General features: G+C 57.5%; 23 protein-coding genes. 16 read left to right on the forward strand and 7 right to left on the reverse strand.

Features of this window, described 5'->3' with window-relative positions:
- Nucleotides 1-31: 31 nt before the first annotated feature.
- Complete coding sequence (locus B347_RS0116105) at nucleotides 32-1708, reverse strand: acid phosphatase (protein WP_019410720.1); 1677 nt, start codon at nucleotides 1706-1708, stop codon at nucleotides 32-34.
- Between the two features lie 334 nt (nucleotides 1709-2042).
- Here B347_RS0116105 and B347_RS0116110 point away from each other — a divergent pair, with 334 nt between their 5' ends.
- Nucleotides 2043-2351 carry a hypothetical protein gene (locus tag B347_RS0116110; protein ID WP_019410721.1) on the forward strand — a complete coding sequence of 103 codons (309 nt, stop codon included), beginning with the start codon at nucleotides 2043-2045 and terminating at the stop codon, nucleotides 2349-2351.
- Between the two features lie 554 nt (nucleotides 2352-2905).
- Here the strand turns inward: B347_RS0116110 and greB are convergent.
- Genes greB through B347_RS0116125 form a run of 3 tightly spaced genes read right to left on the reverse strand, consistent with a single transcriptional unit; the run spans nucleotide 2906 to nucleotide 6625 of the window.
- Entirely contained in the window at nucleotides 2906-3403 is a 498-nt protein-coding gene (gene greB / locus B347_RS0116115) for a transcription elongation factor GreB (protein ID WP_019410722.1), read from the reverse strand.
- Nucleotides 3404-3437: 34 nt separating this feature from the next.
- Nucleotides 3438-5942 (reverse strand): ABC transporter permease, encoded by a 2505-nt coding sequence (locus tag B347_RS0116120; protein ID WP_019410723.1) that lies wholly within the window; start codon nucleotides 5940-5942, stop codon nucleotides 3438-3440.
- Entirely contained in the window at nucleotides 5942-6625 is a 684-nt protein-coding gene (locus B347_RS0116125; RefSeq protein ID WP_019410724.1) for an ABC transporter ATP-binding protein, read from the reverse strand. The genes B347_RS0116120 and B347_RS0116125 overlap by 1 nt, the downstream gene beginning before the upstream one ends.
- 10 nt (nucleotides 6626-6635) lie before the next feature.
- Between B347_RS0116125 and B347_RS0116130 the strand changes: the two genes are divergently transcribed.
- The 3 genes from B347_RS0116130 (at nucleotide 6636) to B347_RS0116140 (ending at nucleotide 8730) form a co-directional block, all read left to right on the forward strand.
- Nucleotides 6636-7241 carry an arylesterase gene (locus B347_RS0116130; RefSeq protein WP_019410725.1) on the forward strand — a complete coding sequence of 202 codons (606 nt, stop codon included), beginning with the start codon at nucleotides 6636-6638 and terminating at the stop codon, nucleotides 7239-7241.
- Nucleotides 7242-7299: 58 nt separating this feature from the next.
- Nucleotides 7300-7593 carry a hypothetical protein gene (locus tag B347_RS0116135; RefSeq protein WP_003446817.1) on the forward strand — a complete coding sequence of 98 codons (294 nt, stop codon included), beginning with the start codon at nucleotides 7300-7302 and terminating at the stop codon, nucleotides 7591-7593.
- Nucleotides 7594-7701: 108 nt separating this feature from the next.
- Nucleotides 7702-8730, forward strand: a complete 1029-nt coding sequence (locus B347_RS0116140) for a L,D-transpeptidase family protein (RefSeq protein WP_019410726.1) — start codon at nucleotides 7702-7704, stop codon at nucleotides 8728-8730.
- Nucleotides 8731-8862: 132 nt separating this feature from the next.
- On the opposite strand, the gene oprI is transcribed toward B347_RS0116140, so the two are convergent.
- Nucleotides 8863-9114: an outer membrane lipoprotei OprI gene (oprI, locus tag B347_RS0116145; protein ID WP_003172710.1), complete on the reverse strand. Its 252-nt coding sequence runs from the start codon at nucleotides 9112-9114 to the stop codon at nucleotides 8863-8865.
- Nucleotides 9115-9574: 460 nt separating this feature from the next.
- On the opposite strand from oprI, the gene B347_RS0116150 reads away from it, so the two are divergent.
- Nucleotides 9575-9856, forward strand: coding sequence for a GNAT family N-acetyltransferase (locus B347_RS0116150; RefSeq protein WP_019410727.1), 282 nt, complete (start codon nucleotides 9575-9577; stop codon nucleotides 9854-9856).
- A gap of 57 nt (nucleotides 9857-9913) precedes the next feature.
- Here B347_RS0116150 and B347_RS0116155 read toward each other — a convergent pair whose 3' ends face one another.
- The gene (locus tag B347_RS0116155; protein WP_026014236.1) at nucleotides 9914-10990 is read right to left on the reverse strand and encodes a 3-deoxy-7-phosphoheptulonate synthase; all 1077 of its coding nucleotides are present in this window, start codon (nucleotides 10988-10990) and stop codon (nucleotides 9914-9916) included.
- A 131-nt stretch (nucleotides 10991-11121) separates the two neighbouring features.
- On the reverse strand, nucleotides 11122-11568 hold the full coding sequence (locus B347_RS0116160; protein ID WP_026014237.1) for a PilZ domain-containing protein: 447 nt from the start codon (nucleotides 11566-11568) through the stop codon (nucleotides 11122-11124).
- Nucleotides 11569-11626: 58 nt separating this feature from the next.
- On the opposite strand from B347_RS0116160, the gene B347_RS0116165 reads away from it, so the two are divergent.
- The 11 genes from B347_RS0116165 (at nucleotide 11627) to B347_RS0116215 (ending at nucleotide 25133) form a co-directional block, all read left to right on the forward strand.
- Nucleotides 11627-11953: a thioredoxin family protein gene (locus B347_RS0116165; RefSeq protein ID WP_019410730.1), complete on the forward strand. Its 327-nt coding sequence runs from the start codon at nucleotides 11627-11629 to the stop codon at nucleotides 11951-11953.
- 27 nt (nucleotides 11954-11980) lie between these two features.
- Nucleotides 11981-12898, forward strand: a complete 918-nt coding sequence (locus B347_RS0116170; protein ID WP_019410731.1) for a 5'-nucleotidase — start codon at nucleotides 11981-11983, stop codon at nucleotides 12896-12898.
- 94 nt (nucleotides 12899-12992) lie between these two features.
- Complete coding sequence (locus B347_RS0116175; protein ID WP_019410732.1) at nucleotides 12993-13493, forward strand: universal stress protein; 501 nt, start codon at nucleotides 12993-12995, stop codon at nucleotides 13491-13493.
- A 114-nt stretch (nucleotides 13494-13607) separates the two neighbouring features.
- Nucleotides 13608-14582: an HTH-type transcriptional regulator CysB gene (gene cysB / locus B347_RS0116180; protein WP_019410733.1), complete on the forward strand. Its 975-nt coding sequence runs from the start codon at nucleotides 13608-13610 to the stop codon at nucleotides 14580-14582.
- Between the two features lie 178 nt (nucleotides 14583-14760).
- On the forward strand, nucleotides 14761-16161 hold the full coding sequence (locus B347_RS0116185; protein WP_019410734.1) for a DUF4329 domain-containing protein: 1401 nt from the start codon (nucleotides 14761-14763) through the stop codon (nucleotides 16159-16161).
- Nucleotides 16162-16508: 347 nt separating this feature from the next.
- Nucleotides 16509-18638, forward strand: a complete 2130-nt coding sequence (locus tag B347_RS0116190) for a TonB-dependent receptor family protein (RefSeq protein WP_100218040.1) — start codon at nucleotides 16509-16511, stop codon at nucleotides 18636-18638.
- Between the two features lie 50 nt (nucleotides 18639-18688).
- Nucleotides 18689-20383 (forward strand): ABC transporter substrate-binding protein, encoded by a 1695-nt coding sequence (locus B347_RS0116195; protein ID WP_019410736.1) that lies wholly within the window; start codon nucleotides 18689-18691, stop codon nucleotides 20381-20383.
- Entirely contained in the window at nucleotides 20380-21312 is a 933-nt protein-coding gene (locus B347_RS0116200) for an ABC transporter permease (protein ID WP_019410737.1), read from the forward strand. The genes B347_RS0116195 and B347_RS0116200 overlap by 4 nt, the downstream gene beginning before the upstream one ends.
- A gap of 25 nt (nucleotides 21313-21337) precedes the next feature.
- Nucleotides 21338-22579: an acyl-CoA dehydrogenase family protein gene (locus tag B347_RS0116205; RefSeq protein WP_019410738.1), complete on the forward strand. Its 1242-nt coding sequence runs from the start codon at nucleotides 21338-21340 to the stop codon at nucleotides 22577-22579.
- A gap of 23 nt (nucleotides 22580-22602) precedes the next feature.
- Entirely contained in the window at nucleotides 22603-23481 is an 879-nt protein-coding gene (locus B347_RS0116210) for an ABC transporter permease (RefSeq protein ID WP_019410739.1), read from the forward strand.
- Nucleotides 23478-25133: a dipeptide ABC transporter ATP-binding protein gene (locus B347_RS0116215; RefSeq protein WP_019410740.1), complete on the forward strand. Its 1656-nt coding sequence runs from the start codon at nucleotides 23478-23480 to the stop codon at nucleotides 25131-25133. Before B347_RS0116210 ends, B347_RS0116215 begins: the two co-directional genes overlap by 4 nt.
- Nucleotides 25134-25169 lie beyond the last annotated feature (36 nt).

Consider the following 25169-nt stretch of genomic DNA (forward strand, 5'->3'; position numbering starts at 1 on the left):
TGTAGCGCAGGGGGTGGGTAAACGGCCTGAGTCAGAACGTTAGCGCGTTGGTGAGATCACCCATGGGCGCTTGGCCGCGGGCTTTCATTGCGTCGTCACGCTGTTTTAGACCGTCGAGCACTTCCAACTGATGCACGCGGGTGATCAGTCGCAGGATCGAAGCTGTGTCATATACCGTGTGGTCAACCGTGCCTTTACGGGCGAAGGGCGACACCACCAGCGCAGGAATTCGCGTGCCAGGGCCCCAGCGGTCGCCCTTGGGCGGCGCCACGTGGTCCCACCAACCGCCGTTCTCGTCGACGGTGAGCACAACGACCATGTTTTCCCATTGCGGGCTGTTGCGCAGCACTTTAAGTGTGCGGTCCAAGTGCCGGTCGCCGGAGGCCACATCGGCATACCCTGCGTGCAGGTTCAGGTTGCCCTGAGGTTTGTAGAAAGACACGGCGGGCAACTTGCCTGCCTCGGCATCGGCTAGGAAGCGGTTGGTGCTGGCTTCGTCGCCCAGCCCGGCGTCACGCAAACGTTTGCTGCGCTCTGCCGGATTTTGGGGGCCTTGTTGGGTGAAGTAGTTGAACGGCTGGTGGTGGTACTGGAAGTTCGGGATTTTCGGAATGCCGCCCGAATCCTTGTACTGGTCCAATGTGGCTTGCCATGCACCCGCGTACCAGGCCCAGTCGATGTTCTTTTTGCTCAGTTTGTCACCGATGTGCTCGTGGCTTTGTGGCACCAGCACGCTTGGCAGATCAGGCTTGGAATAGTCCGGGCGTTCAGGGTCACGAATCCAGGTCGGCCAGTAGGGCGGGGCCATGGTGTTGACGGCAAAACCATCTGGCGTGAGTGCGCTGGGACCGAACTGAGGCGCGCCGGTCATGGCGCTGTCCGGGGTTTTTTCAAGCGGTTTTAGGCGCGTTCCGGTCGGGTCGTCGCCTTGCAGGGTGGCAATCTGCGGCTTGGCCACTGAGGTGGTGGCGTTCGGATAGAACGGCGCGGTGGCGCTGATCAAATATTGGTGATTGAGGAACGAGCCGCCGAAAGCGCCCTGAAAGAAGTTGTCGCACAATACGAACTCGCGCGCTACGTCCCAGAGGCGCAGCGAATATTGCGACTGAGGGTAGTAACCCATCGGTAGCCCCCCGGAGTCTGCCCATGCGACGAACTGGTCGTTTTTGCCGCCGTTGATCTGCATTTGGTTTTGGTAAAACACGTGCCACAGGTCTCGGGTCACCAGGCTCAGCGGCAGGTCCTCGTGGTTCGGGCCCTTCAGCGCGAATGGCGCGTTAGGCAGGTTTTCCTGAAACTGCACTCCTTGCTCGTACGTCACGCCGTCAACAGTCTGCGGGCCGACTTGCAAGATGCCGCCCCAGACGGCTGGCAGGGTCTGCAAGAGGCTGCCATCGCGATCCCGCTGCTGGTAATCGGCGGGCGTGAGTGCAGACAAGGGTTTTTCTACGCCCGGGAAATTGGCAAACAGATTGTTGAAGCTGCGGTTCTCGGCATAGATCACCACGATGGTTTTCACCTGCTCGTGGAGTTTTTTGTCCAGCTCGGCGGGCGTCAGCGGCAGCGCCTTGACCGGACTGTTTTGCTCACTGCTCCCGCACGCGCTCAAGGTTGCAGCGCCCACGCCCAGCGCGGCAGCACCGGCTAGGAAGCGCCGGCGGCTGGTGTCGGCAGGCAGTAGGGTGTCCTTGTCTTTCTCGTCGCTCATTACGGGCTCCTAAATAAATGTTACAAAAGATTTTTTGGAGGCAGGCTAACAAGGGATTATGACGCAGGGGTTTCAGTTGATCGAACGGGTTTGAAAGAGTGGCTCATGCGCCGCTCTTTGGCTCGAAGCCTTTTTCGTGAAACATGATTCTTGACAGTTGTAACCAGCTTTATCTAGGATGTTTCTTGCGCCGATTTAAACAGCTACTTGCGGGGCGCCAGAGGGTCGAATGACCTTCTAAGAGGCTTGAAACAGGCCTCGAAATACCGCTAAAGCGCTGGTTCGGTGATGCCTCTCACCTGCCACGCAGAACCTTGAGGCGGAGAACCGATTCATGAGTCAACCACGTCCCTTCGTACGTCTTGCGCCGATCACGGCCAATCAGACGTTTCGCAATCCAAAAATCCTTCTGGGTGGTAAACACCAGCCGACGCTGCTGCGTTATCTCGACGGCTGGCCACGTCGCAAAGGCCGGGCGTCGGCGTTTCTGATTCAGTTTGTCGAAGAGGGTGACGGGCTGACGCGCTTTGCCGATGACAGTTTTGACTTAGCGGTGATTCAGTCGCCCGCCGCAGAACATGCGGAGCAGGTCATTCGCAACCTGATCCGTGTATCGCGTCAGGGTTTGATTACCCTGCGTTAATGAGCGTATATGCGCCCTCCGGTCAGCCTTGCTTAACAGTCAACGCTGACAGGAAAGCACTTGCGCGATGCTGCTGAGTCGACTTTTACGCTTTAACGCAGTCTCGAAGATTTGATTGGTTGGACATTAGTTCTTCTGCCGTCGAGTGAGTCGAACGAAAAGGCAGTACTTCAACCCAATAATCACCAAACAGGGTAATGCAACCTCTATAGATATAGGGGCCCGAGCCTGGTAATCGTTTTTTCTTGATTTCAGACAGCCCGGATCTGTTTGCGCTTGCGGGCTCTGGCTCGTGAGCTGTCGTGGTAGTGGCGACGAGCAAGCTCAGTGAAAGTGCGGCGAATAGGCGAGTTAATAGTGTCATTAATTTATTCCATTAAAATAATGTGAGTGTTTGAAGTCCTGAGTTTAGTTGTGCGGGCTCAACGTTCAACGACACAACTACGATGCAGCCTGTAAGAAATGCCACTTACGCACGCAGGTTCTTCATTCATTTTTCATGTTGGGTTGTATTCAGTGGCTTCCATGCCTTGAATAACGAGTGGTGCTGCTAATCAGGGGTAATCAATAGCGACTATATAGACCCACTGTTCGCCGGTCGGTGTTTGAACTTGGACTTCGGCATCCAACGATTTGCCAATCAGGGCACGAGCCAGAGGGGAATCGATACTGATCAAACCTTGTTTAAGGTCCAGTTCATCGGGGCCGACGATGCGGTAGCGCGATTGTTTGCCGTCTTCATCTTCAATCGTGACCCATGCGCCGAAGTACACCTTGTTCGGGTCGCTGGGTTTTTCGCTCACCACTTTCAGGCTTTCAAGGCGCTTGGTGAGAAAGCGCACACGGCTGTCGATCTCGCGCAGCATTTTTTTGCCATAGGTGTATTCGGCGTTTTCCGAACGATCACCCTGAGCTGCCGCCTCACTGACCGACTGCGTGACTTGCGGCCTGCGCACATGCCACAGCTCATGCAGTTCTGCGCGCATCCGCGCTTCACCTTCGGGAGTGATCAGCGCGGTGCCGGCAGGACGGGGAGGACGGTAGCGACTCATGGGCAATCCGTTGGCAGAGAAGGTGGCGAGTCTATCAGCCCTCGCGCAACACTGTCAGCGGGCTGGCATTCAGCGCCCGGCGGGTGCCAAACACCCCCGCACCGCCGACCATCACGGCGCCGATCACAGGCAGTAGCAACAGCCATGGATGCGGATGCCAAGGCAGGTCAAAGGCATAGCGATACAGGGCCAGACTCACCAGTTCGGCGCCCAATGCTGCGAGCAAACCGCTGGTGGCGCCCAGTAAGCCGAACTCGATACGACGGGCCTTAATCAGCAGTTGGCGTTCGGCGCCCAGTGCCCGTAGCAGCGCACCTTGGCGAATGCGCTCATCCAGGGTGGACTGCAAGCCGGAAAACAGCACCGCCATCCCCGCAGCCAACACGAACAGCAGCACGTACTCAATGGCAATCGTGACTTGCGCCAAGATGCTGCGCAGCTGCTCGAGCAAGGCATCAATCGGCAGAATGGTCACTGCCGGGAAGCTGCGTGACAGCTCGATGATTTCTTTGTCGTGACCCGGCGCTAGGTAAAAGCTGGTGAGGTAGGTGGTTGGCAAATCCTGCAAGGTGCCGGGCTGGAAGATCATGAAGAAGTTGGGCTGGAAGTTGTCCCAGTTGATGCTGCGCAAACTGGTGACCTGGGCCTCACGGTTAACCCCGGCCACTGTAAACACTAAGTGATCGCCCAGTTTTAGCTTCAGGCTTTCGGCCACTTTGGCCTCAACCGACACCCCCGGTACGTCGCCGGTTGGCTGCGCCGTCCACCACTGGCCAGCGGTCAGTTCGTTACCTTCGGGGAGATCGGCCGCCCAAGTCAGGCTCAGATCGCGCTGCACGGCTTTGTCGCCACTGGAGTCTTTAGTGACCAGCTCTTGCACGGGCTCACCGTTGATACTGATCAAGCGTCCGGGAACCACAGGGTAGAGCGGTGCTGCTTGTGCTTGAAGTTCATGCAGGCGTGCGCCAAAGGTGTCTTTGTCGACGGGCAGGATGTTCAGTGCAAAGTAGTTGGGGGCGTCTTTGGGCAGTTGATTTTGCCACGTGTCGAGCAGCTCACCGCGCAGTAAGGCAATGAGCGCCATGGACAGCAGAATCAGGCCAAAGGCTAGAGCTTGACCCGCAGCAGCCAAGGGCTGGCGCAGTAATTGCCCCAAACCCAAGCGCCACGGTAATGAGGCTCCGGCCAGGCCGCGACGAAGTCCCTGCAAACCGAGCAACAACAGGCTGCCAAGCAGCAGTGCAGCAATAACGCCGCCACCGAGCAGGGCGAAGGTCAGCACCAGATCCAAGCTCATGCGCCACATGATTAGGCCCAGCGCCAGCAATGCGGCCCCGTAGACGCTCCATGTGCTGGCCGGGATCGGCAGGATGTCACGGCGTAGCACCCGCAGTGGCGGTACGCGTCCCAGTGCGGCCAAGGGCGGCAAGGCAAAACCAGCCAGTGCGACTAGCCCGGTGCCCATCCCCGCAATCGCGGGCATCAGGCCACCGGGCGGAACGTCGGCGGGCAGCAAGTCGTGCAACAAGGCGAACAAGCCAAGTTGCGCGAACCAGCCGAGAAGAGCGCCCGCGAGGCTTGCCAGCAGCCCGAGAATGGCCAACTGCAGGGCAAATAGCCACAGTGTTTCTCGACGCGACAAGCCTAGGCAGCGCAGTAGGGCGCTGGCGTCAAAACGGCGATTGGCGAAACGGGTTGCCGACAAGGCAACAGCGACCCCGGCGAGCAGCACTGCCACTAGGCTGGCCATATTCAGGTAACGCTCGGCCTTGCCTAGGGCGCCGCCAATCTGCTGGTTGCCATCGCGGCCGTCCAGCAGGCGCTGGTTGGCATCGAGGCCCGGTTTGATGGTTTGGCGATACGATTCAAGTGCAGGCGTTTCGCCGCGCCACAGTTCGCGAAAGCTGACCCGGCTGCCGGGTTGTACGATACCGGTGGCCTTAAGGTCGTCCAGATTGATCAGTACGCGTGGGGTGAGGCTGTAAAAATTACCGGCGCGGTCGGGTTCGTAGGTCAGAACGCGGGTGACCTTGACGGTTTTTGAGCCGACATCAATCGCGTCACCCACATGCAGGTCGAGTGCGGTGAGCAGTCTGGGCTCAACCCAGGCTTCGCCAGACGTTGGGCCGCCGCCGGGTTTCTCTTGCGCGAAGGGTTGCGCGGCGCTTTTGAGTGCCCCGCGCAGCGGATAAGCGCTGTCGGCGGCTTTGACGCTGGACAACTGAATGCCGTTGTCGGTGGCAATGACGCTGGAGAATTCGACGATCTGCGCATGTTGCAGGCCCAGTTCTTTACCGACCTTGATTTGTTCTTCGCGGGCAGGCGAGCTGCCTTCCAGCACCAGATCGGCGCCCAGGAATTCGGTGGCGCGCAATACCATCGCGCCATTAAGGCGAGCACCGAAGTAGCCGATGGCGGTGCTGGCAGCCACCGCGACCAGCAGGGCGAAAAACAACACCCGCAACTCACCCGCACGGGCATCGCGCAGCAGTTGGCGGAAGGCGAGGCTGATCATGCGCAACAGTGGCAGGCGTGCCATCAAGGCTCCAGAGGGCCGACCAAGTGGCCGGCGTCAAGGCGGATCAGGCGTCGGCAGCGATGGGCCAGACGTTCGTCATGGGTCACCAGAACCAGCGTGGTGCCCTGCTCTTTGTTCAGTTCAAAGAGCAAGTCGGTGATGCGCTCACCGGTGTGGCTGTCGAGATTGCCGGTGGGTTCGTCGGCAAATAGCACGTCCGGGTTGGCGGCAAATGCGCGGGCAATGGCAACGCGCTGTTGTTCGCCACCGGACAGTTGGCGCGGTGAATGGCTTAGGCGCTGGCCCAGGCCGACACGCTCCAGCAGATGCCGCGCGTGTTCGCGGGCGTCTTTGCGGCCATCCAGTTCCAGCGGCAACATCACGTTTTCCAGCGCGTTGAGGCTATCGAGCAGTTGGAATGACTGGAAGACGAAGCCGACGTGTTCGGCACGCACCCGTGCGCGTTGGTCTTCATCCAGCGTGCTGAGCGCATGCCCTGCCAAAATAACTTCGCCCTGGCTGGGCAGGTCGAGCCCGGCAAGCAGGCCCAGCAGGGTGGATTTTCCAGAACCCGATGCCCCGACTATCGCCAGGCTATCGCCTTTGTGCAGTTCAAGGCTCAAAGGGTGCAGGATGGTTAACTCGCCTTCCGTGCTGGGAACCACTTTGCTAAGGTTCTGCGCGGTGAGAATACTTTCGCCCATGGAGAATCCAATGCGTACGTGGTTTTTAAGTGCTGCTCTGGCCCTGATGTGTATAGCGCAGAATGCAGCAGCGGGAACAATCTTGATCGTCGGCGATAGTATCAGCGCGGCTTTGGGCCTGGATACCCGTCTGGGGTGGGCCTCTTTACTGCAACAGCGCCTGAAAGAGCAGGGGTATGGCGACCAAGTGGTCAATGCTTCGATCAGTGGCGACACCAGCGCAGGCGGGTTAAATCGGTTGCCGGCGCTGCTTGCAGAGCATAAACCGCAGGTGGTGATTATTGAGCTGGGCGCCAACGATGGGCTGCGCGGCCAGCCGCCTGCACAATTGAAACAAAATCTTGCCGCGATGATCGACGACTCGCAAAAAGCGGGTGCCAAGGTGCTAGTTTTGGGCATGTTGTTGCCGCCCAATTATGGACCGCGCTATACCGATGCTTTTGCCAAGGTCTATAGCGATCTGGGCAGCGAGAAAAAGGTCGCGCTGGTGCCGTTTTTCATGGAAGGCGTGGGTGGCCATCCGGAGTTTATTCAGGCGGACGGACTGCATCCGAAGGCCAATGCACAGGGCCGTTTGCTAGATAATGTGTGGCCAACCCTAAAACCGCTGCTTTGATGCTTTTCTAGCGGCATTCTTTCGGCTAAGGTGGCGCCCCCCCGATTTGGAGCCCCTGATGTCGCGTCCTGCCTGGTCTTTATATGCTTATCAACTGATCGAGCCCGATGAACAGCTCGATTTGTTCGCCTGCCAGGAAGTACGGGTGCATTTGGTAACACGCCAATTGGAGCTGGGCGGCACGATTGACCGCACGTTGTGTGGCTCGTTGCTGCCTGCGCAGCCGCGTTGGTCAGATGTCACGCGCAAGGTTTTTCAGGACCATCGGCTGTGCCCGCTGTGCCGGGCGATCATCGAGTCGCAGCGCCGTGGCACGGAGCCGATCTGGCCTGAGTTGCGCTTTGAACTATGATTCAACCTGTCTGAAGCCTTAAGACGTAATACGACGCCTCCCGGCTTTTCAGGGCGGCGTGTACACTCCCTTTTTTATCCCCCGTTGATTCTGCGAAGGATGTCCCGGATGTTGTCGCGCCTACCTGCCGTCACCCGCTACCTGTCAGTTGCCGCACTGTGTGTTGCGGGTCCCGTTTATGCGCTTGAATTTCCGTTGCCGCCGCCAGGTGAAGACGTGGTCGGGCAGGTGCAGGTTATCAAGGGTAAGTACGAGGATTCCTTCTCTGACCTTGGTAACGAGTACGAACTGGGTTACTCGGAAATGATTGCCGCCAACCCGGGCGTCGATGCCTGGTTGCCGGTCAAAAAGAACCTAGATGGAACGATCGTCGATACCGACATTGTCTTGCCGACCCAGTTCATCTTGCCGCCGGGCAAGCGCGAAGGCATCGTGATCAACCTGGCTGAGTACCGGTTGTATTACTTCCCTAAAGATCAAAACAAGGTTTATACCTTTCCGCTGGGTATCGGCCGAGAAGGCTGGGGGTCGCCGCTGGGCTTGACGAAAGTCACCGCCAAGACGCCAAACCCTACTTGGACGCCTCCCGCCTCGATCAAGGCCGAGCACGCCCTGAACGGTGATCCACTGCCGAATGTTGTGCCTGCTGGCCCTAATAACCCGTTAGGGCCCTTCAAATTCACACTTGGCATGCCCGGCTACCTGATTCACGGCTCGAACGCCAAGTTTGGTATCGGCACAGGTACCAGCCATGGTTGCTTCCGAATGCTGAACAAGAACGTGCTTGAAATGGCCGACATGGTGCCGGTCGGCACTCCAGTCAGGATCATTAACGAACCTTACAAAATCGGTGTCAGTGGCGGCAAAGTCTTCCTTGAGGTCCACGAACCGCTAAATGTTAAAGATGGCTCATTGCTTGCTGTAAGTGATAAGTCGCATTTGACTCCCGAAGACCTTCAGAACAAGTACGCGGCCTTTATCAACTTTTTGCTAAAGCATAAAGACCTTGAAAACAGCATCCAGATCGACAAAGACAAGGCCTTCCCTGTTGTCGGGGCTGAAACCGGGATACCTGAAGAGATTGGCAGTGCCAGTACCGCAGCCCCGTTAGGTCAGTCGCTGGACTACGTTCAGTAATAGCGCTAAAGCACTAAAAAGCCGCCACGGTTAACTCTCTGGCGGTTTTTTTATGCTCGGCTTAGTTATGGGCAGGCATAAAAAAAGCCGACCCATGAATGGGTCGGCTTCGATAATAATCCCGAAGGACTATTACTTGCGGCTTGCTTTTTCAAGCATGCGCAGAGCACGTTCGTTAGCTTCATCAGCAGTCTGTTGTGCTTTTTGAGCAGCAGCCAGAGCTTCGTCAGCTTTGCGGTAGGCTTCGTCAGCACGAGCCTGGGAACGAGCTGCTGCATCTTCAGTTGCAGTCAGACGGGCTTCAGTTTCTTTAGATACGCTGCTGCAACCGGTAGCCAGAACTGCGGCCAATGCCAGAGCAGAGAATTTCAGAACGTTGTTCATCGTGTTCCCCTTCAAGGACTTTCTAATTGAAGCTGCTCCTTCAACATGAGGAAACAGCCGGCGTACATACTACCCATTACTTGTAGTAAGTAAACTGACCTAGCGCAAGAACCAAAAAAAATAATTGGCAATCAACGCCAATAGGCTAGATTTATCAGAATGTGTCTGACAAAAACAGCTATTTTTGGCTGGCTGCCAGCGTGCTGTGAGCAAATATAAAGACAGTCCGAAGTGACTTCAAGAGGGCGCATGCGTCTTAGCTTCAACCTTCCGAAAAATGTTCTGGACGCATTCGCTGCATAGCTTGGGGAAAAATTTGATCGAGTTTTTTCCTCTGTTTTTGCGTGTGTGCACGCACTGAGCATTAATTGCGAGAGCGACTATGATGGCCTAGTAGTTCCCTCGGCGGAAAAACACCAGTAAGGTAGGGGTCACAGTCCAAGACCCGCGAGGAGTAATGATGAGCGAGGCGCTGTCCATCCACCATGACCAGGCAGGTCACCAGTTCGAGACCACTATCGACGGTCACCGTGCCTACCTGACCTACATGGATCTGGGTAAGCAGACTCTGGATATCTATCGCACGTTTGTACCCAACGCCCTTCGCGGAAGGGGTATTGCGGCGGCTTTGACCGAGCAAGCGCTCGATTTTGCCGAGAAAATGGGCTACGAGGTAATCCCTTCATGCTCCTATGTAGAGCGCTACATGGAGCGTCACAAGCGCGCCCAGGCCAAGACCTGAAACAACACTGCATAAAAAACGCCGGGCTAGCCCGGCGTTTTTGTGTGCGCTGAATAATTAGCCGCGAGCGCGTTTCGGCAAAACGTCCTTGAGCTTGGCGTGCATGCTGCGCAAGGTAGTTTCGGTGCTCGCCCAGTCGATGCAGGCATCGGTGATCGAGACGCCGTACTGCAAGTCGTCAAGGTTTTTAGGAATTGCCTGGCAACCCCAGTTCAGATGACTTTCGACCATCAGGCCGATAATCGATTGGTTACCTTCGAGGATCTGGTTAGCCACGTTCTCCATCACCAGCGGTTGCAACGCCGGGTCTTTGTTGGAGTTGGCGTGGCTGCAGTCGACCATGATGTTCGGGGTGATCTTGGCCTTGGTCAGTGCCTGCTCGCAGAGTGCCACGCTGACCGAATCATAGTTTGGCTTGCCGTTGCCACCGCGCAATACCACGTGACCGTAAGCGTTGCCCTTGGTGGTGACGATGGACACGCCACCTTCCTGGTTGATCCCTAGGAAGCGGTGCGCGCTCGACACTGACTGCAAGGCGTTGATCGCCACAGTCAGGCCGCCATCGGTGCCGTTCTTAAAGCCCACGGCCGAGGACAGGCCGGAGGCCATTTCGCGGTGAGTCTGCGACTCGGTGGTACGTGCACCAATCGCCGACCAACTGATGAGGTCTTGCAGGTATTGCGGAGAAATCGGATCAAGGGCTTCTGTGGCAGTAGGTAAGCCCATTTCTGCCAGATCTAGCAGCAATTTGCGGCCGATGTGCAGACCGTCTTCGATCTTGAACGAGTCGTCCAGGTACGGGTCGTTGATCAGGCCTTTCCAGCCCACAGTAGTCCGTGGTTTTTCGAAATACACCCGCATGACCACATACAGCGTGTCGCTGACTTCAGCCGCGAGCACCTTCAGACGCTCTGCGTACTCGTGGGCAGCCTTGAGGTCGTGGATCGAGCAAGGCCCGATGACAACGAACAGTCGATGGTCTTTGCCATCAAGGATGTTGCGAATGACCTCACGGCCCTTGGTCACAGTCTGCAAGGCTGTATCGCTGAGAGGGATCTCGCGCTTGAGCTGGTCAGGTGTGATCAGGGTTTCGTTGGAGGCAACGTTAAGGTCGTCGATCGGTAAATCAGCCATCGTGTTACTCGTCAGGTCACGGGTGCCGGCCGCCAGCGTTCCCCGTGCGGCGGAGCACAGCTTAATTGAGCGCATCGGGGAGCCGAACCTTAACGCGTTAAGCGGTTATTCGACAATGGGCATACAGCGGTTTAATCCAGCGCGGGTTGTGCTAATGCACGCTCCAAGGTCGCTTGGGAAAACTCCACGGCATGCAAATTGACCCATTCCAGTGCCAGCGCTTCCATATTCGCAGGGAGGAGGTTTTGCTGATGTTGCAGGCGCAAATAGTGTTCGATCTGGCATACCTGCTCGCCCATACGTGCGCCAAACAAGGTTTGGTCATCAGTAAAAGCCACGCCAACCCGATAACCCTCAGGCTGTTTCTTGCACCAAGCGATATAGCCGGGGTAGTGCGCTGTTTGACCTAGGCTTGGCATGTACATATCTACCGCCGTGCCGCGTCGCCAGCCTCTGTCACTGTTGCATGCGACGCCACCGAGGCTGATAGAGTGCAGCTTCTGGCGCGAAAGAGCGGGTTCTTTACGGGGGGTTATCTCAACAGGTACATCATCTGGGTGAGGTAAAAAACGACCCATGTACGCACACTCCGAGTGCCAGCAATTTGATATTGTTTGAGTGAGTATAGTGACTGAAATGGAACTGACTGACTTTGATGCCGACCAGCGCCTGCTGACGTTGCCCGGCACCTCGCTGGTGGTCTTCACCAGTATCGGGTGTTCGAGCTGTCGGGTAGCGCGCAGGATGTTGCCTGACATGCAGTTACCCATTGATCAGTTGTGCTGGATTGACGCGGGTAACAACGGTGGGCTGGTCGAGCGCTATGAGATCTTCCACCTTCCTGCGCTGTTTGTCGTGCGTGACGGTGAGTTCTACGGTGAATTGAAGTCTCGCCTCAGCGAAGGCGAACTGGCTCATCACATTCGTCTGGCCTTGCAGCTTGAGCCCGACGAGCTTCCTTGAATCCTTCAACCATGCTGCGGAGATGATATGAGCAAAGGCTTAAAGGGCAAGCTGGTGCTGGCCATCTCGTCTCGGGCACTGTTCGATTTGAGCGTCAGCCACCAAGTCTATCTGACTCAGGGGATTGAGGCTTATCGCCAGTACCAGATCGAACATGAAGATGAAGTGCTTGAGCCCGGGGATGCTTTTGCGTTGGTCAAAAAGCTCCTCAGCTTCAATGCCAGCCTCGGGCGCGAACGGGTAGAGGTGGTGCTGGTATCACGTAACAGTGCAGACACTGGGCTGCGGGTGTTCAACTCGATCCAGCATCACGACCTAGGCATCTCCCGCGCGGCATTTTCCGGCGGGCGCAACCCTCACCCGTACCTCAATGCTTTTGGCTGCGACCTGTTTTTGTCGACGCATGCTGATGATGTTCGCAGTGCGCTGGACGCAGGGTTTGCGGCCGCGACAATCCTCTCTGGCGGTACCCGACGGGCTGAAAACAATGAGCTGCGCATCGCCTTTGACGGCGACGCCGTGTTGTTTTCAGACGAGTCAGAGCGTATTTATCAGTCGGGTGGCCTTGAGGCGTTCCAGTCGCTGGAGCGCAACTCGGCACGCAATCCGCTGCGCGGAGGCCCTTTCAAGGGCTTCCTAGAAGCCTTGAACCTGTTACAGCGCGAGTTCCCTGATGATGCTTGCCCGATCCGCACAGCGCTCGTCACTGCCCGCTCGGCACCTGCCCATGAACGGGTAATTCGTACGCTGCGCGACTGGGACATCCGCCTGGATGAGTCGCTGTTTCTTGGCGGACTGGATAAGTCTGCATTTTTGGAGGCGTTCGCAGCCGATGTTTTTTTTGACGATCAGGCCGGCCATTGCGAGAGCGCACGCCAAGTTGTGGCTACGGGCCATGTTCCGCATGGCATCAGTAATGAACGGGGTGGTTTAGTGCACGAATAAACATCGCGTGTAAGTCATCGCGTGGGTCGCCGTACTATTCTTGGCGCTGCTAAGCTGAATTTATCTCGCCCATATCAGGCTGCGAGGAGGTCGTATGATTCGCTCGATACTGTACGCCACTGACCTCGGTATTTACGCGCCAGTAGTGATGCAACACGCTTTAGGGCTGTCTCGCAGCTTCAGAGCAGACTTGCACGTGTTACACGTGGTTGAACCCATGGGGTTGTTCGCCGAGTCGGTACTGCAAAGCTATCTCGATGAACAGGCGCTGAATGAGTTGCAGCAGCAAGGTATGACCACGATGCTTTCTAACATCGAGCAACGTGTACTCGACAGTCTTCGTGATGAGTTATCCGAAGGTGAGCAGGAACTGGGCTTGATCCGCTCGGTCAAGGTTATTCAGGGGGAGCCTTCGCAAGTCATTCTGGAACAGTCGCTTAAGCTCTGCGTCGACTTGCTGATTCTTGGCAGTCACGGCCAGCCTACGGGGGGCAATAGCCATTTGGGGCGCACCGCAGCGCGGGTTGTAGAGCAGGCACAGATGCCGGTGTACCTGGTGCCTTTGTTGCAACGTCGGCGTCGCACGGATGTGTGAAGATGGCCAACTGCTTAAAACGATAAAAAAGTTCTAGATTTATTCTTCTGACCTTCCATATAGTTATATATCGCCGCCGATACCCATGGCGCCTATTTGCTTTGAGGGACGCATATGAAGCTTCAACAACTGCGCTACATCTGGGAAGTGGCGCACCACGACCTCAACGTTTCGGCTACCGCCCAGAGTCTGTACACCTCACAGCCGGGTATCAGCAAACAGATCCGCTTGCTAGAAGACGAGTTGGGCGTGGAAGTATTTGCCCGCAGCGGCAAGCACTTAACCCGTGTCACGCCAGCGGGTGAGCGCATCATCACCACCGCCGGTGAGATCTTGCGCAAGGTCGAGAGCATCAAGCAGATTGCTCAAGAGTTTTCCAACGAGAAAAAAGGCACCTTGTCGATTGCCACCACGCATACCCAGGCGCGTTATGCCTTGCCGCCGGTGATCAGCAACTTCATCAAGCAATACCCGGATGTGGCTTTGCACATGCATCAAGGTTCGCCGATGCAAATTGCTGAAATGGCCGCTGATGGCACGGTTGATTTTGCGATTGCCACCGAGGCGCTGGAATTGTTCGGCGACCTAGTGATGATGCCGTGCTATCGCTGGAACCGCTGTGTGGTCGTACCTCAGGGCCACCCGCTGACCAAGCTGCCGAAGTTGACCCTCGAAGCACTTGCCGAATACCCCATCGTGACCTACGTCTTTGGTTTTACCGGTCGCTCCAAGCTCGACGAGGCGTTCAGCCATCGTGGCCTGACACCCAAAGTGGTGTTCACCGCCGCCGATGCTGACGTCATCAAAACTTACGTGCGCTTGGGTCTGGGCGTTGGCATCGTGGCCAAAATGGCAGTCGATACCAAGTTGGATAACGATTTGGTGGTACTGGATGCCAGCGAACTGTTCGAATCCAGCATTACCAAAATCGGTTTCCGTCGCGGTACTTTCCTACGTGGTTTCATGTGCGACTTTATTGAGAAGTTTGCCCCGCACCTGACCCGCGAAGTAATGGCCAAGGCGATTGCCTGCCATAACAAACAGGAACTTGAAGACCTGTTTGAAGGGGTTGAACTGCCGGTTCACTGATCAGGCTGATGCGTAAAAGGGCGATTCTGTCCAATTCATAGCGGTAGTGGCGCGTGAGCCAATACCGCATGTGGGCCTAACCCAATAACGCACGTGTTGCCTTGAATGCCTTGACAATCAACGCATGACTTCATGCTGGGCGTAAACGCTCAGCCCATGCCAAGACAAGGATATTTTCATGAGTAACAGCCTTATAACCGCTTCAGTGTTAACGCCAGCTTTAAGCCCTGCCTATATCAGTGCTGATGATGCGGCCGTGTATGCGCACACATTAATTGCAGCGATCAAGAGTGACGTCGTCTATGGCGGTTTCATTCTCGCAAAGCACAATCGCTATTACGCCACTTTGCCGCAGTCAGGGTCGGGATTGTCCTTTGACCCCGCCTCAGTATTGTCATTATCAGAAGAGGGGCTGTTTCTGCCCATTGAGGGATACACCATTGAAGGGATGTATCACTCCAATACCACCATTGATCGAGTGGCGTGGACGGTGCATTCAGAAAGCGAGTTGCAAGACAGCTTTTTTTCGATTCAAGACCTGAGCTTGGCCATTCGATACAGACATAACTACCCGCGCTTCTATTTGTCTTGCCCAGATAAGGGCGTGCTGAGTTACATCGCCAGCGGTTCTGATCTTGAACAGGCGCTATTGCCATTATTCATGCGCACACGGCCCCAGCACCCGAGTACTTTTGAACGCGCTTATGATCTGGGCTCTTTAATGCCGTCTCATTTAATTGGCTTGATCTGCTTGGCGGGCGATCTCAGTGTGGTATTGCCTGGCGGTCAGTGGTCACGGCGTTCCAAGCTGGGGCCTGACTGGAAGCTCGATCAACAACGTGAGCAGACTGAGGTCGTTAAGCAGCCACTGTGTGAAAAGGTGTTTGGCAATTCTGTGGAGGCGGTAAAGGCGGTGCAGGGGCTGATGCAGTTACGCAAGCATACTCAATTTGCAGGCTTTGTTCTTAAAGACTCTAGTGCGGAGGGCTACGCGTGCACCCGACCCATAGAAACGCCTTTCTTGGCGTTCAAACAGGATTTAGTTTTCCCCAAGAATGAACACGGTGTGCCGGTATTACCCGATGGGTATCAAATCGTTGGGATTTATCTTTCGGGTGACGAGCCTGATGTGCTTCTGCATGAAAGCACCAATGATTTGTTTGGCGATTTTTTTTCGCCCAGTAATTTATTAATCAGCCTGTTGCTGGCACGTTCAATGCCTGGTTGTGAGGTGTTTTTTTGTGCCCGAGAAGGAGGGTTGCTGCGATATCACAGTGAAGCCTCGGTCTCTGAATCCGAATTACTGTCACAGATAAGTCGCTCACATAACACGGTCTCAGATATCCGAGCACAACTATTCCCTTATGACGACAGTGCTCAGGTTTATGTACAGCGTGTCGCTGAAGCGGGTCGGCTTGAGGTAATTACAACGGATGACCTGTGGACGCAGGAAGGAAGGGTAGACGCCTCATGGGAGCCATTTGCACCTTTGCCTGAGGCTCAGCCTGTACGTATCAGGGGTAGAACTAAACGTTTTGCCTACGTTGCCCCGTTATTGGCGGCCGCCCCCCTAGAGTGAGTGTGTCTTTTGATCTTTTAAAAGATCAAAAGAGCGCTAGAACAAGCTCGCGCTTACAGGTGGATTAGCACTCAAAGACCCGCTCGGTTCCGACCGTGCGGGTCTTTTTTTGGCAACACACTATCTCGACCCGTCTAGCTCGCTCAGCTGTTTATTTATCAACACTTGATCGGCAGTAGGCGCGTAATGCAACAGTCGCCTGAGTGACATTTCCGCCTGAATGCCCATAAACAAGGCACTTGGCCAGTTGGCACGTTCGCTGCAATAGCCCCTATATCGTGAGATTGACTATTCCAATAGAAACTCGCCTATTTTCTATTCAGGTGGGGAACAACAATTTGAAACGCGTGCATTTAGCAACAACGGCTGTTTTACGGCACTCATCCTTATTCGCTGTTAGCAGCGCTCTATTAACCCTCGCACCTTTTGCCCTAGCGGATGATGTCAGCCCAAATGGCGATAGGCGTTTAGGCACCGTCACGGTACAGGCGGCCAAACTAACCGACGTGCAAGCTGCCAAAGCCAAGCTCGACGAAGTGGCTGGCGGAACGAGCCTGGTCACTCAGGCAGAAGTGGAAAAGGGCCGCTCAGCCACGCTGGAAGACACGCTCGCTTATCAGCCGGGCGTGTATGCCCAAGCGGCAGGTGGTAACGACGCCATCAAGATTTCCATTCGTGGTTCCGGTGCCAACACCTCGCCCGGCTATTTCCGCGAAGGCACCAAGTTTCTCTTCGACGGCCTCGCGCTAACGGGGGCGGGTGGCACGCCCTACGAGTTGCTGGATACCCAAGGCCTCAATTACACCGAAGTGTTGCGCGGTGCCAATGCCTTTGAGTACGGCGCATTGTCGCTGGGGGGCGCCATCAACTTTGTGACCAATACCGGGCTCACGGCGCCGGGCAATCGCATTAAGGTTGAAGGCGGCAGTTTTGGCTGGCAGAAAGAGACGCTGAGCACCGGCGGCGTGGTGGGCGATGCCGATTATTACGTCAGCATCGACAACTCCAAGCGCGACGGCTACCAGGATTTCACCTACACCAAGGCCAAGGGCATCGTCACTAACTTCGGCTACCGCTTCAACCCCAAACTGGAAACCCGTGTGTACCTGCGTTACCGCGAGGAATACCACGAGAACTCGGGCGCGCTGACGCTGGCACAACTGAAGAAAAACTCGTCCCAGACCAACGTGGCCACGCGCGATACGCGCGCCGACTCGACCAAGCGCGGCTCGACGTGGGTTGGCAGCAAAACCACCTACACCTTTGATGATGACGCCACGCTCGTAGCCGGGGTGGTGTACCACGACTACCCGCAGATTCTCAGCAAAAAAAGTACCGTTAACCCTAACTACTGGGATTGGCGCGACATTAACTACTCGCTTAATTACAGCCGCAATGACGACCTGTTCGGCCTGTCGAGCACCAGCACGGTTGGTTGGAGCAGCACCGAGCATGTGCGTGCTGGGGTGCGGACCTACAAAGGCAGTAAAGACCTCGACATCTTACAAAAGCAGGTCTCGTACGACGGCTCGTTCGACCATGTGTTCAGCGTCGGAAACGACTTGGGCCTGACCGACAGGTTGTACCTGGCCACCGGCGTTTCAGCGATTAACATCAAGCGCGATGTCGACGTCTCGTTCAGCGACCGGGCCAACACCAGCGGCCTGCCGAACCATTACCGTTACGACGAATGGAAACTCGCGCCTCGGATCGGCCTGCGTTACTACATCGCCCCCGACGTACAGCTGTTTGGTAACGTCAGCCGTTCCATCGATCCGCCAAGCTCTTGGTCCATTTCGGGCTCCGGGGTCACCAGCAACTACGCCAAACCACTGGTCCCGCAAGCGGCCAACACCGTTGAATTCGGCATCAAGGGTAAATCGGGCATCTTTGACGGCAGCCTGGCGCTCTATAAGTCGTGGATCAAGAACGAGTTGCTCACCGTTGAAGTGCTCCCTGCGACCAGCACCTCAGCAGCGGTGAATTCCACCTCCAATGCCACGCCGACCATTCACCAAGGTATTGAAGCGGGCTTGAGCACCCGTTTGTGGGAGGGAGCCAACGGCGACACGTTGAACTGGCGCCAAGCCTACACCCTCAACGATTTCCACTACGAAAATGACCCACGGTTCAAAAAGAACGAACTACCAGGGCTGCCCAAGCATATTTACCAAGCCGAGTTGCAGTATCAATTTGCCAGCGGTTTCTATGCCGGGGTCAACGTGCGCTCGGCGTCGAGCACCGCAGTGGACTACGCCAACACCTTCTACGCACCGTCTTACACCCTCTGGGGCGCACGGCTTGGCTTCGACGATCCGGGCAAAACCTGGCAGGTGTACCTGGACCTGAAAAACCTCACCGACAAGGACTACGTGACCGCCATCGCGCCGTCCTACGACGCTCAGGGCAAAGACACGGCAGCGCTGTATCCGGGTGATGGTTTCGGTGCATTCACTGGCGTGACTTACAACTTCTAAGCCTGCGCAGCCAGCGTCGTGTGAACACGCGGCGCTGGCGGAGAAAGCACATGACCCTAACCACAAAGCTCGCCCGTCTGGCCGCAGTCGCCTGCGTAATGGTGCTGGGCGCCTGCAAGCCAGCCAGCGAGGCACCGCGTGCCAACGTTACTGGTGCAGGCAGCGCAAGCCACGCCGAAGACTACCGCGAAACCAGTCCCGGCAAACCGGGCGGAACGTTGCGGGTATCAACTGCGTCCGACTCAACAACGCTGGACGTGCATTCGATTTCCCACGGCAACACACAGTGGCTGGGGCGCATTCTATTTGACTGCCTGGTTTATCAGGATGAAAACGGCAATATCTCGCCGTGGCTGGCGAAGTCCTGGGACATTTCGCCGGATGGCAAGACATACACCTTTCATCTGCGCGATGACGTGACCTACAGCGATGGCGAGAAATTCAATGCCCGCGCCGTGCAACTCAACCTCGAACACATGCGCGACCCCGCCACCAAGTCGCCCTTGGCAGCCGCGTACATCGCCCCTTATGTCGACGGGCGGATTGTTGATGAATACACCTTTGAAGCGCACCTGCGCGAACCGTACTCACCGTTTCTCGACGTGCTGGCGCAGTCTTACCTGAGCATGCTGTCGCCGCGTCAAATTGAACATGCCCCTAAATCCATCGCCGAACACCCGATCGGCACCGGGCCTTTCGTGCTTGAAAGCTATACCCGCGACCAAGGCTTGAACTTTGTTAAACGCACGGGCTACCACTGGGCGCCTGCGGTGACCCGGCATCAGGGCGAAGCTTACCTCGACCGTCTAGAAGTGAGCATCGTGCCCGAGGCGATGATCCGCTTTAGCGCATTGGAATCGGACCAGTCCGACTTTACCGTCGATGCGCCTGCGCAAAACGCCCGTGCTATTCGCAACAACCCCGACTTGCAGATGTACAGCCGCGTGCGTAAGGGCAACCCATTTCGCAGCCTGACCTTTAACGTTGAAAAATTTCCGTTTGAGGACGTCGTAGTTCGTCGTGCCGTGGCCAAAGCCATTGATAGTGAAGGCTTGGCGTGGATCACTGGCTTTGGCGAGTACCAGCCCAAGACTGATCTGCTGGCGTCCAATACCCGCTATTACGACCCGGCGTTTAAAGACGCGCTCCGTTATGACGTGGCCGAGGCCAACCGCCTGTTAGACCGCGCCGGTTGGACCGGGCGCGACGCCCAAGGCTATCGCGTCAAAGATGGCAAACGCCTAGCAGCGCGGGTGCTGACTTACGAAACCGGGGCTTATCCCAGCAGCGTGGCAGTGGCGATTCAAGCTGATTTGAAGAAGGTCGGCTTCGACCTGAGCATCGATCTGATCCCCCTGGCCCAACTCACCGAACAGCGTTACACCGGCAACTTCCAGTTACTGGGGGGTGGTTATTGGCACACCAACACCGCGGATGGGCTGTACATCCTCTATCACAGCCATTCAATCAATACGCCGACGTTTATCGGCCAGAACATCGGCAGTTTTCGTGACGAGCCACTGGATGCGGCGTTGACAGCGGCTCGGCTGACGACCGACCCGGTCGAGCTGCAAAAGCTCTACAGCATCGCGCAACAGCGTCTGGTGGAAAACGTCCCGGCGGTGCCGCTGTACGAAAGCCATGTACTGGTGGCCTTTCGCAATAAGGTCAAGGGCTTGATGTTCGACACGTCGCACAACACGCCGATCTTCACCGCCGTATGGCTCGACCCGGAGGCTAAATGAAAAACCTGCGCCTGATAGTTCGTCGATTGTTGTCGGGTCTTGGGGTGCTCTGGGGCGCGGCCACCCTGACATTTCTAGCCGTTAATCTGAGTGCTGGCGACCCGGCGATGGCCATTCTCGGTGGGCCCGGTGCAATGCCCAGTGCCGAGTTGATTGCCAAGGTGCGTGCCGAATACGGGCTCGATCAACCGTTGATCGTGCAATACGGCCAGTACCTGGGCCGGTTGGCGCAAGGGGATTTGGGTGACTCTTACAATTTGCGCAAGCCGGTGGGGCAGGTGATCGCCAGCAAACTGGGCGCGACGGCGCAATTGTCACTCAGCGCGGCGGCGCTGGCGGTATTGCTGGCGGTGGTGGTCGCGGTGCTCAGCGCCAACCGTGCGCCGTGGATTCGCTCGTTGGTGTCAGGCACTGAGTTGGTGGTGTCTTCGGCCCCCTCATTTGTGATCGGTTTGATCCTGTTGTTGGTGTTCGCCTTCGGCTGGCACCTGTTGCCGCCGTCCGGTTCGAACGGCTGGCGGGCATTGATTTTGCCCAGTGTGGCCTTGGCGCTGCCAGTCGCAGCGGTGCTGAGCCAAGTGTTGCGCCAGTCTCTGGAAGACATCCTCGAACAACCCTTTATCGCCATGGCCCGTGCGCGGGGCATGTCCGAAACCGGCGTACGCCTCAAGCACGCCTTGCGCCATGCGCTGGTGCCTTTAGTGACCCTCGCAGGTTTTGTCTTCGCCAGCTTGTTGGGCGGGGCGGTGGTGATCGAGTTGCTGTTTTCCCGCCAAGGCATTGGCCGCCTGATGCTCGATGCCGCCGTGTCTAAGGATGTGCCGCTGCTGCTGGGGATCACCCTGTTGGCAGCGGCTATATACGTGGTCGTGAACTTTCTCGTCGACCTGATCAATCACTGGGTGGACCCGCGTGCCAAAGCCGTGTGATGCCATCTTCTCGCAAGGACCTGCCATGACTGAGCAAACCTCTTACCGCGTGCTGCAGGCGCGGTTCAAACCCCTGTTCGAACAGATTGCTGCGGGCGCCATCGAACGTGAGCAGCAGCGCCAGTTGGCGTTTGACGCCGTGAACCTGCTGCGTGATGCGGGGTTTAGCGCGCTGCGCGTCCCACAGGCGCACGCAGGTGCAGGCATCAGCTTACCGGTGTTATTTGGCCTGTTGATTGATCTGGCCGAGGCTGATTCGAACCTGCCGCAAATCGTGCGGGCGCACTTCGGCTTTGTCGAAGGCCGCCTGGCCAGCCGCGATGTGGCCTCTCAGGATTACTGGTTCGCTAAAGTGGTGGCCGGGCAATTGTGGGGCGCGGCCATGGCAGAGCGCAGCGACAGCAGCACCAACTCGGTGTCTCTGGCAGCGGCAGAAGACGGCTGGCGGCTAAATGGCGAAAAGTATTACTGCACCGGCACGATCTACGCTGATTGGGTAGCCGCCGTGGCCATGCACGACAAGGATTTTTTCAGCGTGGTGGTGGCCGTGGATGCACCCGGCGTGACCCGGGTAGATGACTGGGATGGTTTTGGCCAGCGCCTGAGCGGCAGCGGCACCACCCGTTTCGACAACGTCGCGGTGCCTGACGAGCACGTACTGCGGCGCTTTAAACCCGGCGAGTTACGAGCCGAGTCGTACATCTCATCGTTCTACCAACTGTTCCACCTCGCCACTTTGGCCGGTATTGCCCGTGCCGCGTTGCGCGATGCAACTGAGTTTGTGCAAGGGCGCACCCGTGCGTTTGGTGTGCCGGGTCAATCCAGCCCTAAAGATGACCCGCTGGTGCAGCGGGTGATTGGTCGTCTGTCGAGTCTGGCCTTCGCCAGCGAAACCCTGGTGCTGGCCACGGCGCAGGTGCTGGAAAACGTGCATCAGGCGGAACTGAGCGAAACCGCGCAGGAAGCCGACTACGTCGAAGCCGACATCCGCACGTTTCAGGCCCAGCAAGTGGTGCTTGAGCAGGTACTTGAAGCCACCACGTTGCTATTTGAAGTCGGCGGTGCCTCGGCCACCAGCCAAGCCCGGCGCCTTGATCGGCATTGGCGCAACGCTCGCACGCTGGCCTCGCACAACCCGGCCATCTACCGCGAGCGGGCGCTGGGCAATTACTACCTCAATGGCATCAGCCCTGGTGCTGCGTGGCGTGCGCTGCATGAGCAGGACAGCGCGCACGGCGCCACCCGCGATGAAGCCAGTGCGGTGTGAGCCGCACATTAGGAGCCGCAACCATGAGCCTGTCGATTAATCAAAACGTACCTGCTGGCCTGATCCACATCGCCCGCCCGCGCAGCACGCGGCGTTGGGCCGTGCGTCCGGGCCTTCTGCTGGCAGGGTTGTTCGTGCTGCTGTTGGTGATCGCGGCCATCCAGCCGGGCTGGCTGGTGGCGGGCGACCCGTTCCAAGCAATCTCCCGTGCGGCGTATAGCGCGCCCGGCAGTCAGTATTGGCTGGGCTCGGATGAAAACGGTCGCGACATCCTCACCCGGCTGGTGTACGCCGCGCGTCCGTCTCTGGTACTGGGTGTGTCAGCCACGGCGATTGGCCTGCTGTTTGGCACGGTATTCGGGTTGGCAGCGGGGCTTGGACCGCGCTGGTTGGACGGCGCCGTGATGCGCCTCGTCGACGTGCTGCTGGCATTCCCTGACCTGTTGCTGGCGCTGGTGGTCATCACGTTCTTCGGTCAGGGGCAACTGAACCTGATCATCGCCATCGGTATCGCCAACGTGCCGCGTTATGCGCGACTGGTGCGGGCTCAAACTTTGGTGGTGCGCGGCGCCGGTTACGTCGAGGCCGCCACCACGCTGGGTCTGCCCCGGCATTCAGTGATCCTGCGGCATGTGCTACCCAATGCAATCAAACCGATTTTGATCCTCGCCACCATTGGTATTGGCGGCAACATCGTTAACGGTGCCGCCCTAAGCTTTCTAGGCTTTGGTGCCGCGCCGCCTGCGCCTGAATGGGGTGGAATGCTTGCCATGGGCCGCAACTACCTGGCCAACGCTTGGTGGCTCGTGGCCTGGCCGGCGCTGGCAATCACATTGACCGTGGTTTCGATCAGTGTGATCGGCCGCGAACTGCTGCGTCGCAGCGAAGGTAAACGTTCATGAGCACGCAACCGCTGATTGATGTTCAAGACCTGCAGGTGCGCTTTGGCAGCCATGCAGCCCCGACCCTTAAGGGCGTTAGTTTTCAGCTGCACCGCGGCGAGTGCTTGGCGTTGGTGGGGGAATCTGGCTCGGGCAAGAGCGTGACCTCGCGTACGCTGGCCGGGCTAACGGGTGCTGGGGCGCAGGTGCAGGCCAGCCGCTTAGCGTTTGCCGGGCAAGATTTGCGTCAGTTTGATGAGCGCACGTGGCGCAAGGTGCGCGGTGCGCAGATTGGTTTTGTGATGCAGGACGCGCTGGGCTCGCTCGACCCATTGCGTCCGGTCGGCAAAGAAATTGCCGAGCCGTTGCACTTGCACACCGATCTGGATCGGGCGCAGCGCGAAGCCCGAGTCATTGAATTACTGCGCGCGGTGGGGGTGCCGGAGCCTGAATTGCGCGCGCGGCAATTTCCTTATCAACTGTCTGGCGGCTTGCGTCAGCGTGCGCTGATAGCCTCAGCCATTGCCTGTAACCCGCGTTTGCTGATTGCCGACGAACCGACCACCGCACTCGACACCACCGTGCAGGCGCAGGTGCTGGCCTTGCTTGAATCCCTGCGCGGGGAGAGCACCGCAATGTTGATCGTCAGCCATGACTTGGCCGTGGTCTCGCGGCTGGCCAATCGGGTGGCGGTGATGCACAACGGCATTATTGTCGAGCAAGGCAGCGTCGACGAGGTGCTGCACGATCCGCAGCATCCTTACACTCAATACCTGCTGCGCGCGGGCAGGGCGGTACACTTTCGCCGCACCCAAGGAGCGGCGCGCACGCCATTGGCCATTGTGCCGACGCAGGCAGAACACACCCCGCCCTTGTTGCAGGTCAACGCGCTGAGCAAAGCCTTTAAGGGGCCGGATGGCACGTTGCGCACAGTGGTCAACCACGTGTCACTGCAACTGCGGCGTGGCAAAACCCTGGGCATCGTGGGCGAGTCCGGTTCGGGTAAAACCACCCTCACGCGCATGATCCTTGGTCTGGAAACCCCTGACAGCGGCGACATCCAGATCAAGGGGCAGCCGTGGTTGAGCTTGTCTGCCGTGGAAAAACGCCAACTGCGACGCAGCATTCAGGTGGTGTTTCAAGACCCGCTGAGTTCGTTTGACCCGCGCTACAACGTGCGCCGGGTGTTGAGCGAAGCACTGGAGGTGGCAGGCCATAAACGCAGTGAATGGGCCGCCCGTGCAGAAGAACTGCTGGCGTTGGTGCACCTGGATGCGGCCTTGCTGGAGCGTCGGCCTATCGAGTTGTCGGGCGGTCAGCGCCAGCGCATCGCCATTGCCCGAGCACTGGCGGCGCAGCCCCAGATTCTGGTCTGCGACGAGCCGGTCTCGGCGCTGGACGTGTCGGTGCAGGCGCAGATACTCGAACTGCTGGATGACCTCAAACAACGGCTGGGGTTGGCGTGCCTGTTCATCTCCCATGACCTTGGGGTGATCAACCATGTGAGCGACGACGTGCTGGTGATGAAGGATGGCGTGGCGGTCGAGAGCGGCCGCGTGCGCGATGTGTTCGACCACCCGCAACATCCTTATACCCAGGCATTGCTGGAAGCCATCCCGCACCTGGAGAGCGGGCGCCGTATGTCGTTCGACTTTTTGAAGTTGGCGATTTGAAGGGATCTGCGTGAAGGACTCACCACCACTGTCGCG

The sequence above is a fragment of the Pseudomonas psychrophila HA-4 genome (assembly GCF_000282975.1).
Taxonomy (GTDB): domain Bacteria; phylum Pseudomonadota; class Gammaproteobacteria; order Pseudomonadales; family Pseudomonadaceae; genus Aquipseudomonas; species Aquipseudomonas psychrophila_A.

Excerpts from the sequence above, each read along its gene's own strand:
- B347_RS0116105 (WP_019410720.1), bottom strand. The coding sequence starts at position 1,708 with ATGAGCGACGAGAAAGACAAGGACACCCTACTGCCTGCCGACACCAGC.
- B347_RS0116110 (WP_019410721.1), top strand. The coding sequence starts at position 2,043 with ATGAGTCAACCACGTCCCTTCGTACGTCTTGCGCCGATCACGGCCAAT.
- greB (WP_019410722.1), bottom strand. The coding sequence starts at position 3,403 with ATGAGTCGCTACCGTCCTCCCCGTCCTGCCGGCACCGCGCTGATCACT.
- B347_RS0116120 (WP_019410723.1), bottom strand. The coding sequence starts at position 5,942 with ATGGCACGCCTGCCACTGTTGCGCATGATCAGCCTCGCCTTCCGCCAA.
- B347_RS0116125 (WP_019410724.1), bottom strand. The coding sequence starts at position 6,625 with ATGGGCGAAAGTATTCTCACCGCGCAGAACCTTAGCAAAGTGGTTCCC.
- B347_RS0116130 (WP_019410725.1), top strand. The coding sequence starts at position 6,636 with ATGCGTACGTGGTTTTTAAGTGCTGCTCTGGCCCTGATGTGTATAGCG.
- B347_RS0116135 (WP_003446817.1), top strand. The coding sequence starts at position 7,300 with ATGTCGCGTCCTGCCTGGTCTTTATATGCTTATCAACTGATCGAGCCC.
- B347_RS0116140 (WP_019410726.1), top strand. The coding sequence starts at position 7,702 with ATGTTGTCGCGCCTACCTGCCGTCACCCGCTACCTGTCAGTTGCCGCA.
- oprI (WP_003172710.1), bottom strand. The coding sequence starts at position 9,114 with ATGAACAACGTTCTGAAATTCTCTGCTCTGGCATTGGCCGCAGTTCTG.
- B347_RS0116150 (WP_019410727.1), top strand. The coding sequence starts at position 9,575 with ATGAGCGAGGCGCTGTCCATCCACCATGACCAGGCAGGTCACCAGTTC.
- B347_RS0116155 (WP_026014236.1), bottom strand. The coding sequence starts at position 10,990 with ATGGCTGATTTACCGATCGACGACCTTAACGTTGCCTCCAACGAAACC.
- B347_RS0116160 (WP_026014237.1), bottom strand. The coding sequence starts at position 11,568 with ATGGGTCGTTTTTTACCTCACCCAGATGATGTACCTGTTGAGATAACC.
- B347_RS0116165 (WP_019410730.1), top strand. The coding sequence starts at position 11,627 with ATGGAACTGACTGACTTTGATGCCGACCAGCGCCTGCTGACGTTGCCC.
- B347_RS0116170 (WP_019410731.1), top strand. The coding sequence starts at position 11,981 with ATGAGCAAAGGCTTAAAGGGCAAGCTGGTGCTGGCCATCTCGTCTCGG.
- B347_RS0116175 (WP_019410732.1), top strand. The coding sequence starts at position 12,993 with ATGATTCGCTCGATACTGTACGCCACTGACCTCGGTATTTACGCGCCA.
- cysB (WP_019410733.1), top strand. The coding sequence starts at position 13,608 with ATGAAGCTTCAACAACTGCGCTACATCTGGGAAGTGGCGCACCACGAC.
- B347_RS0116185 (WP_019410734.1), top strand. The coding sequence starts at position 14,761 with ATGAGTAACAGCCTTATAACCGCTTCAGTGTTAACGCCAGCTTTAAGC.
- B347_RS0116195 (WP_019410736.1), top strand. The coding sequence starts at position 18,689 with ATGACCCTAACCACAAAGCTCGCCCGTCTGGCCGCAGTCGCCTGCGTA.
- B347_RS0116200 (WP_019410737.1), top strand. The coding sequence starts at position 20,380 with ATGAAAAACCTGCGCCTGATAGTTCGTCGATTGTTGTCGGGTCTTGGG.
- B347_RS0116205 (WP_019410738.1), top strand. The coding sequence starts at position 21,338 with ATGACTGAGCAAACCTCTTACCGCGTGCTGCAGGCGCGGTTCAAACCC.
- B347_RS0116210 (WP_019410739.1), top strand. The coding sequence starts at position 22,603 with ATGAGCCTGTCGATTAATCAAAACGTACCTGCTGGCCTGATCCACATC.
- B347_RS0116215 (WP_019410740.1), top strand. The coding sequence starts at position 23,478 with ATGAGCACGCAACCGCTGATTGATGTTCAAGACCTGCAGGTGCGCTTT.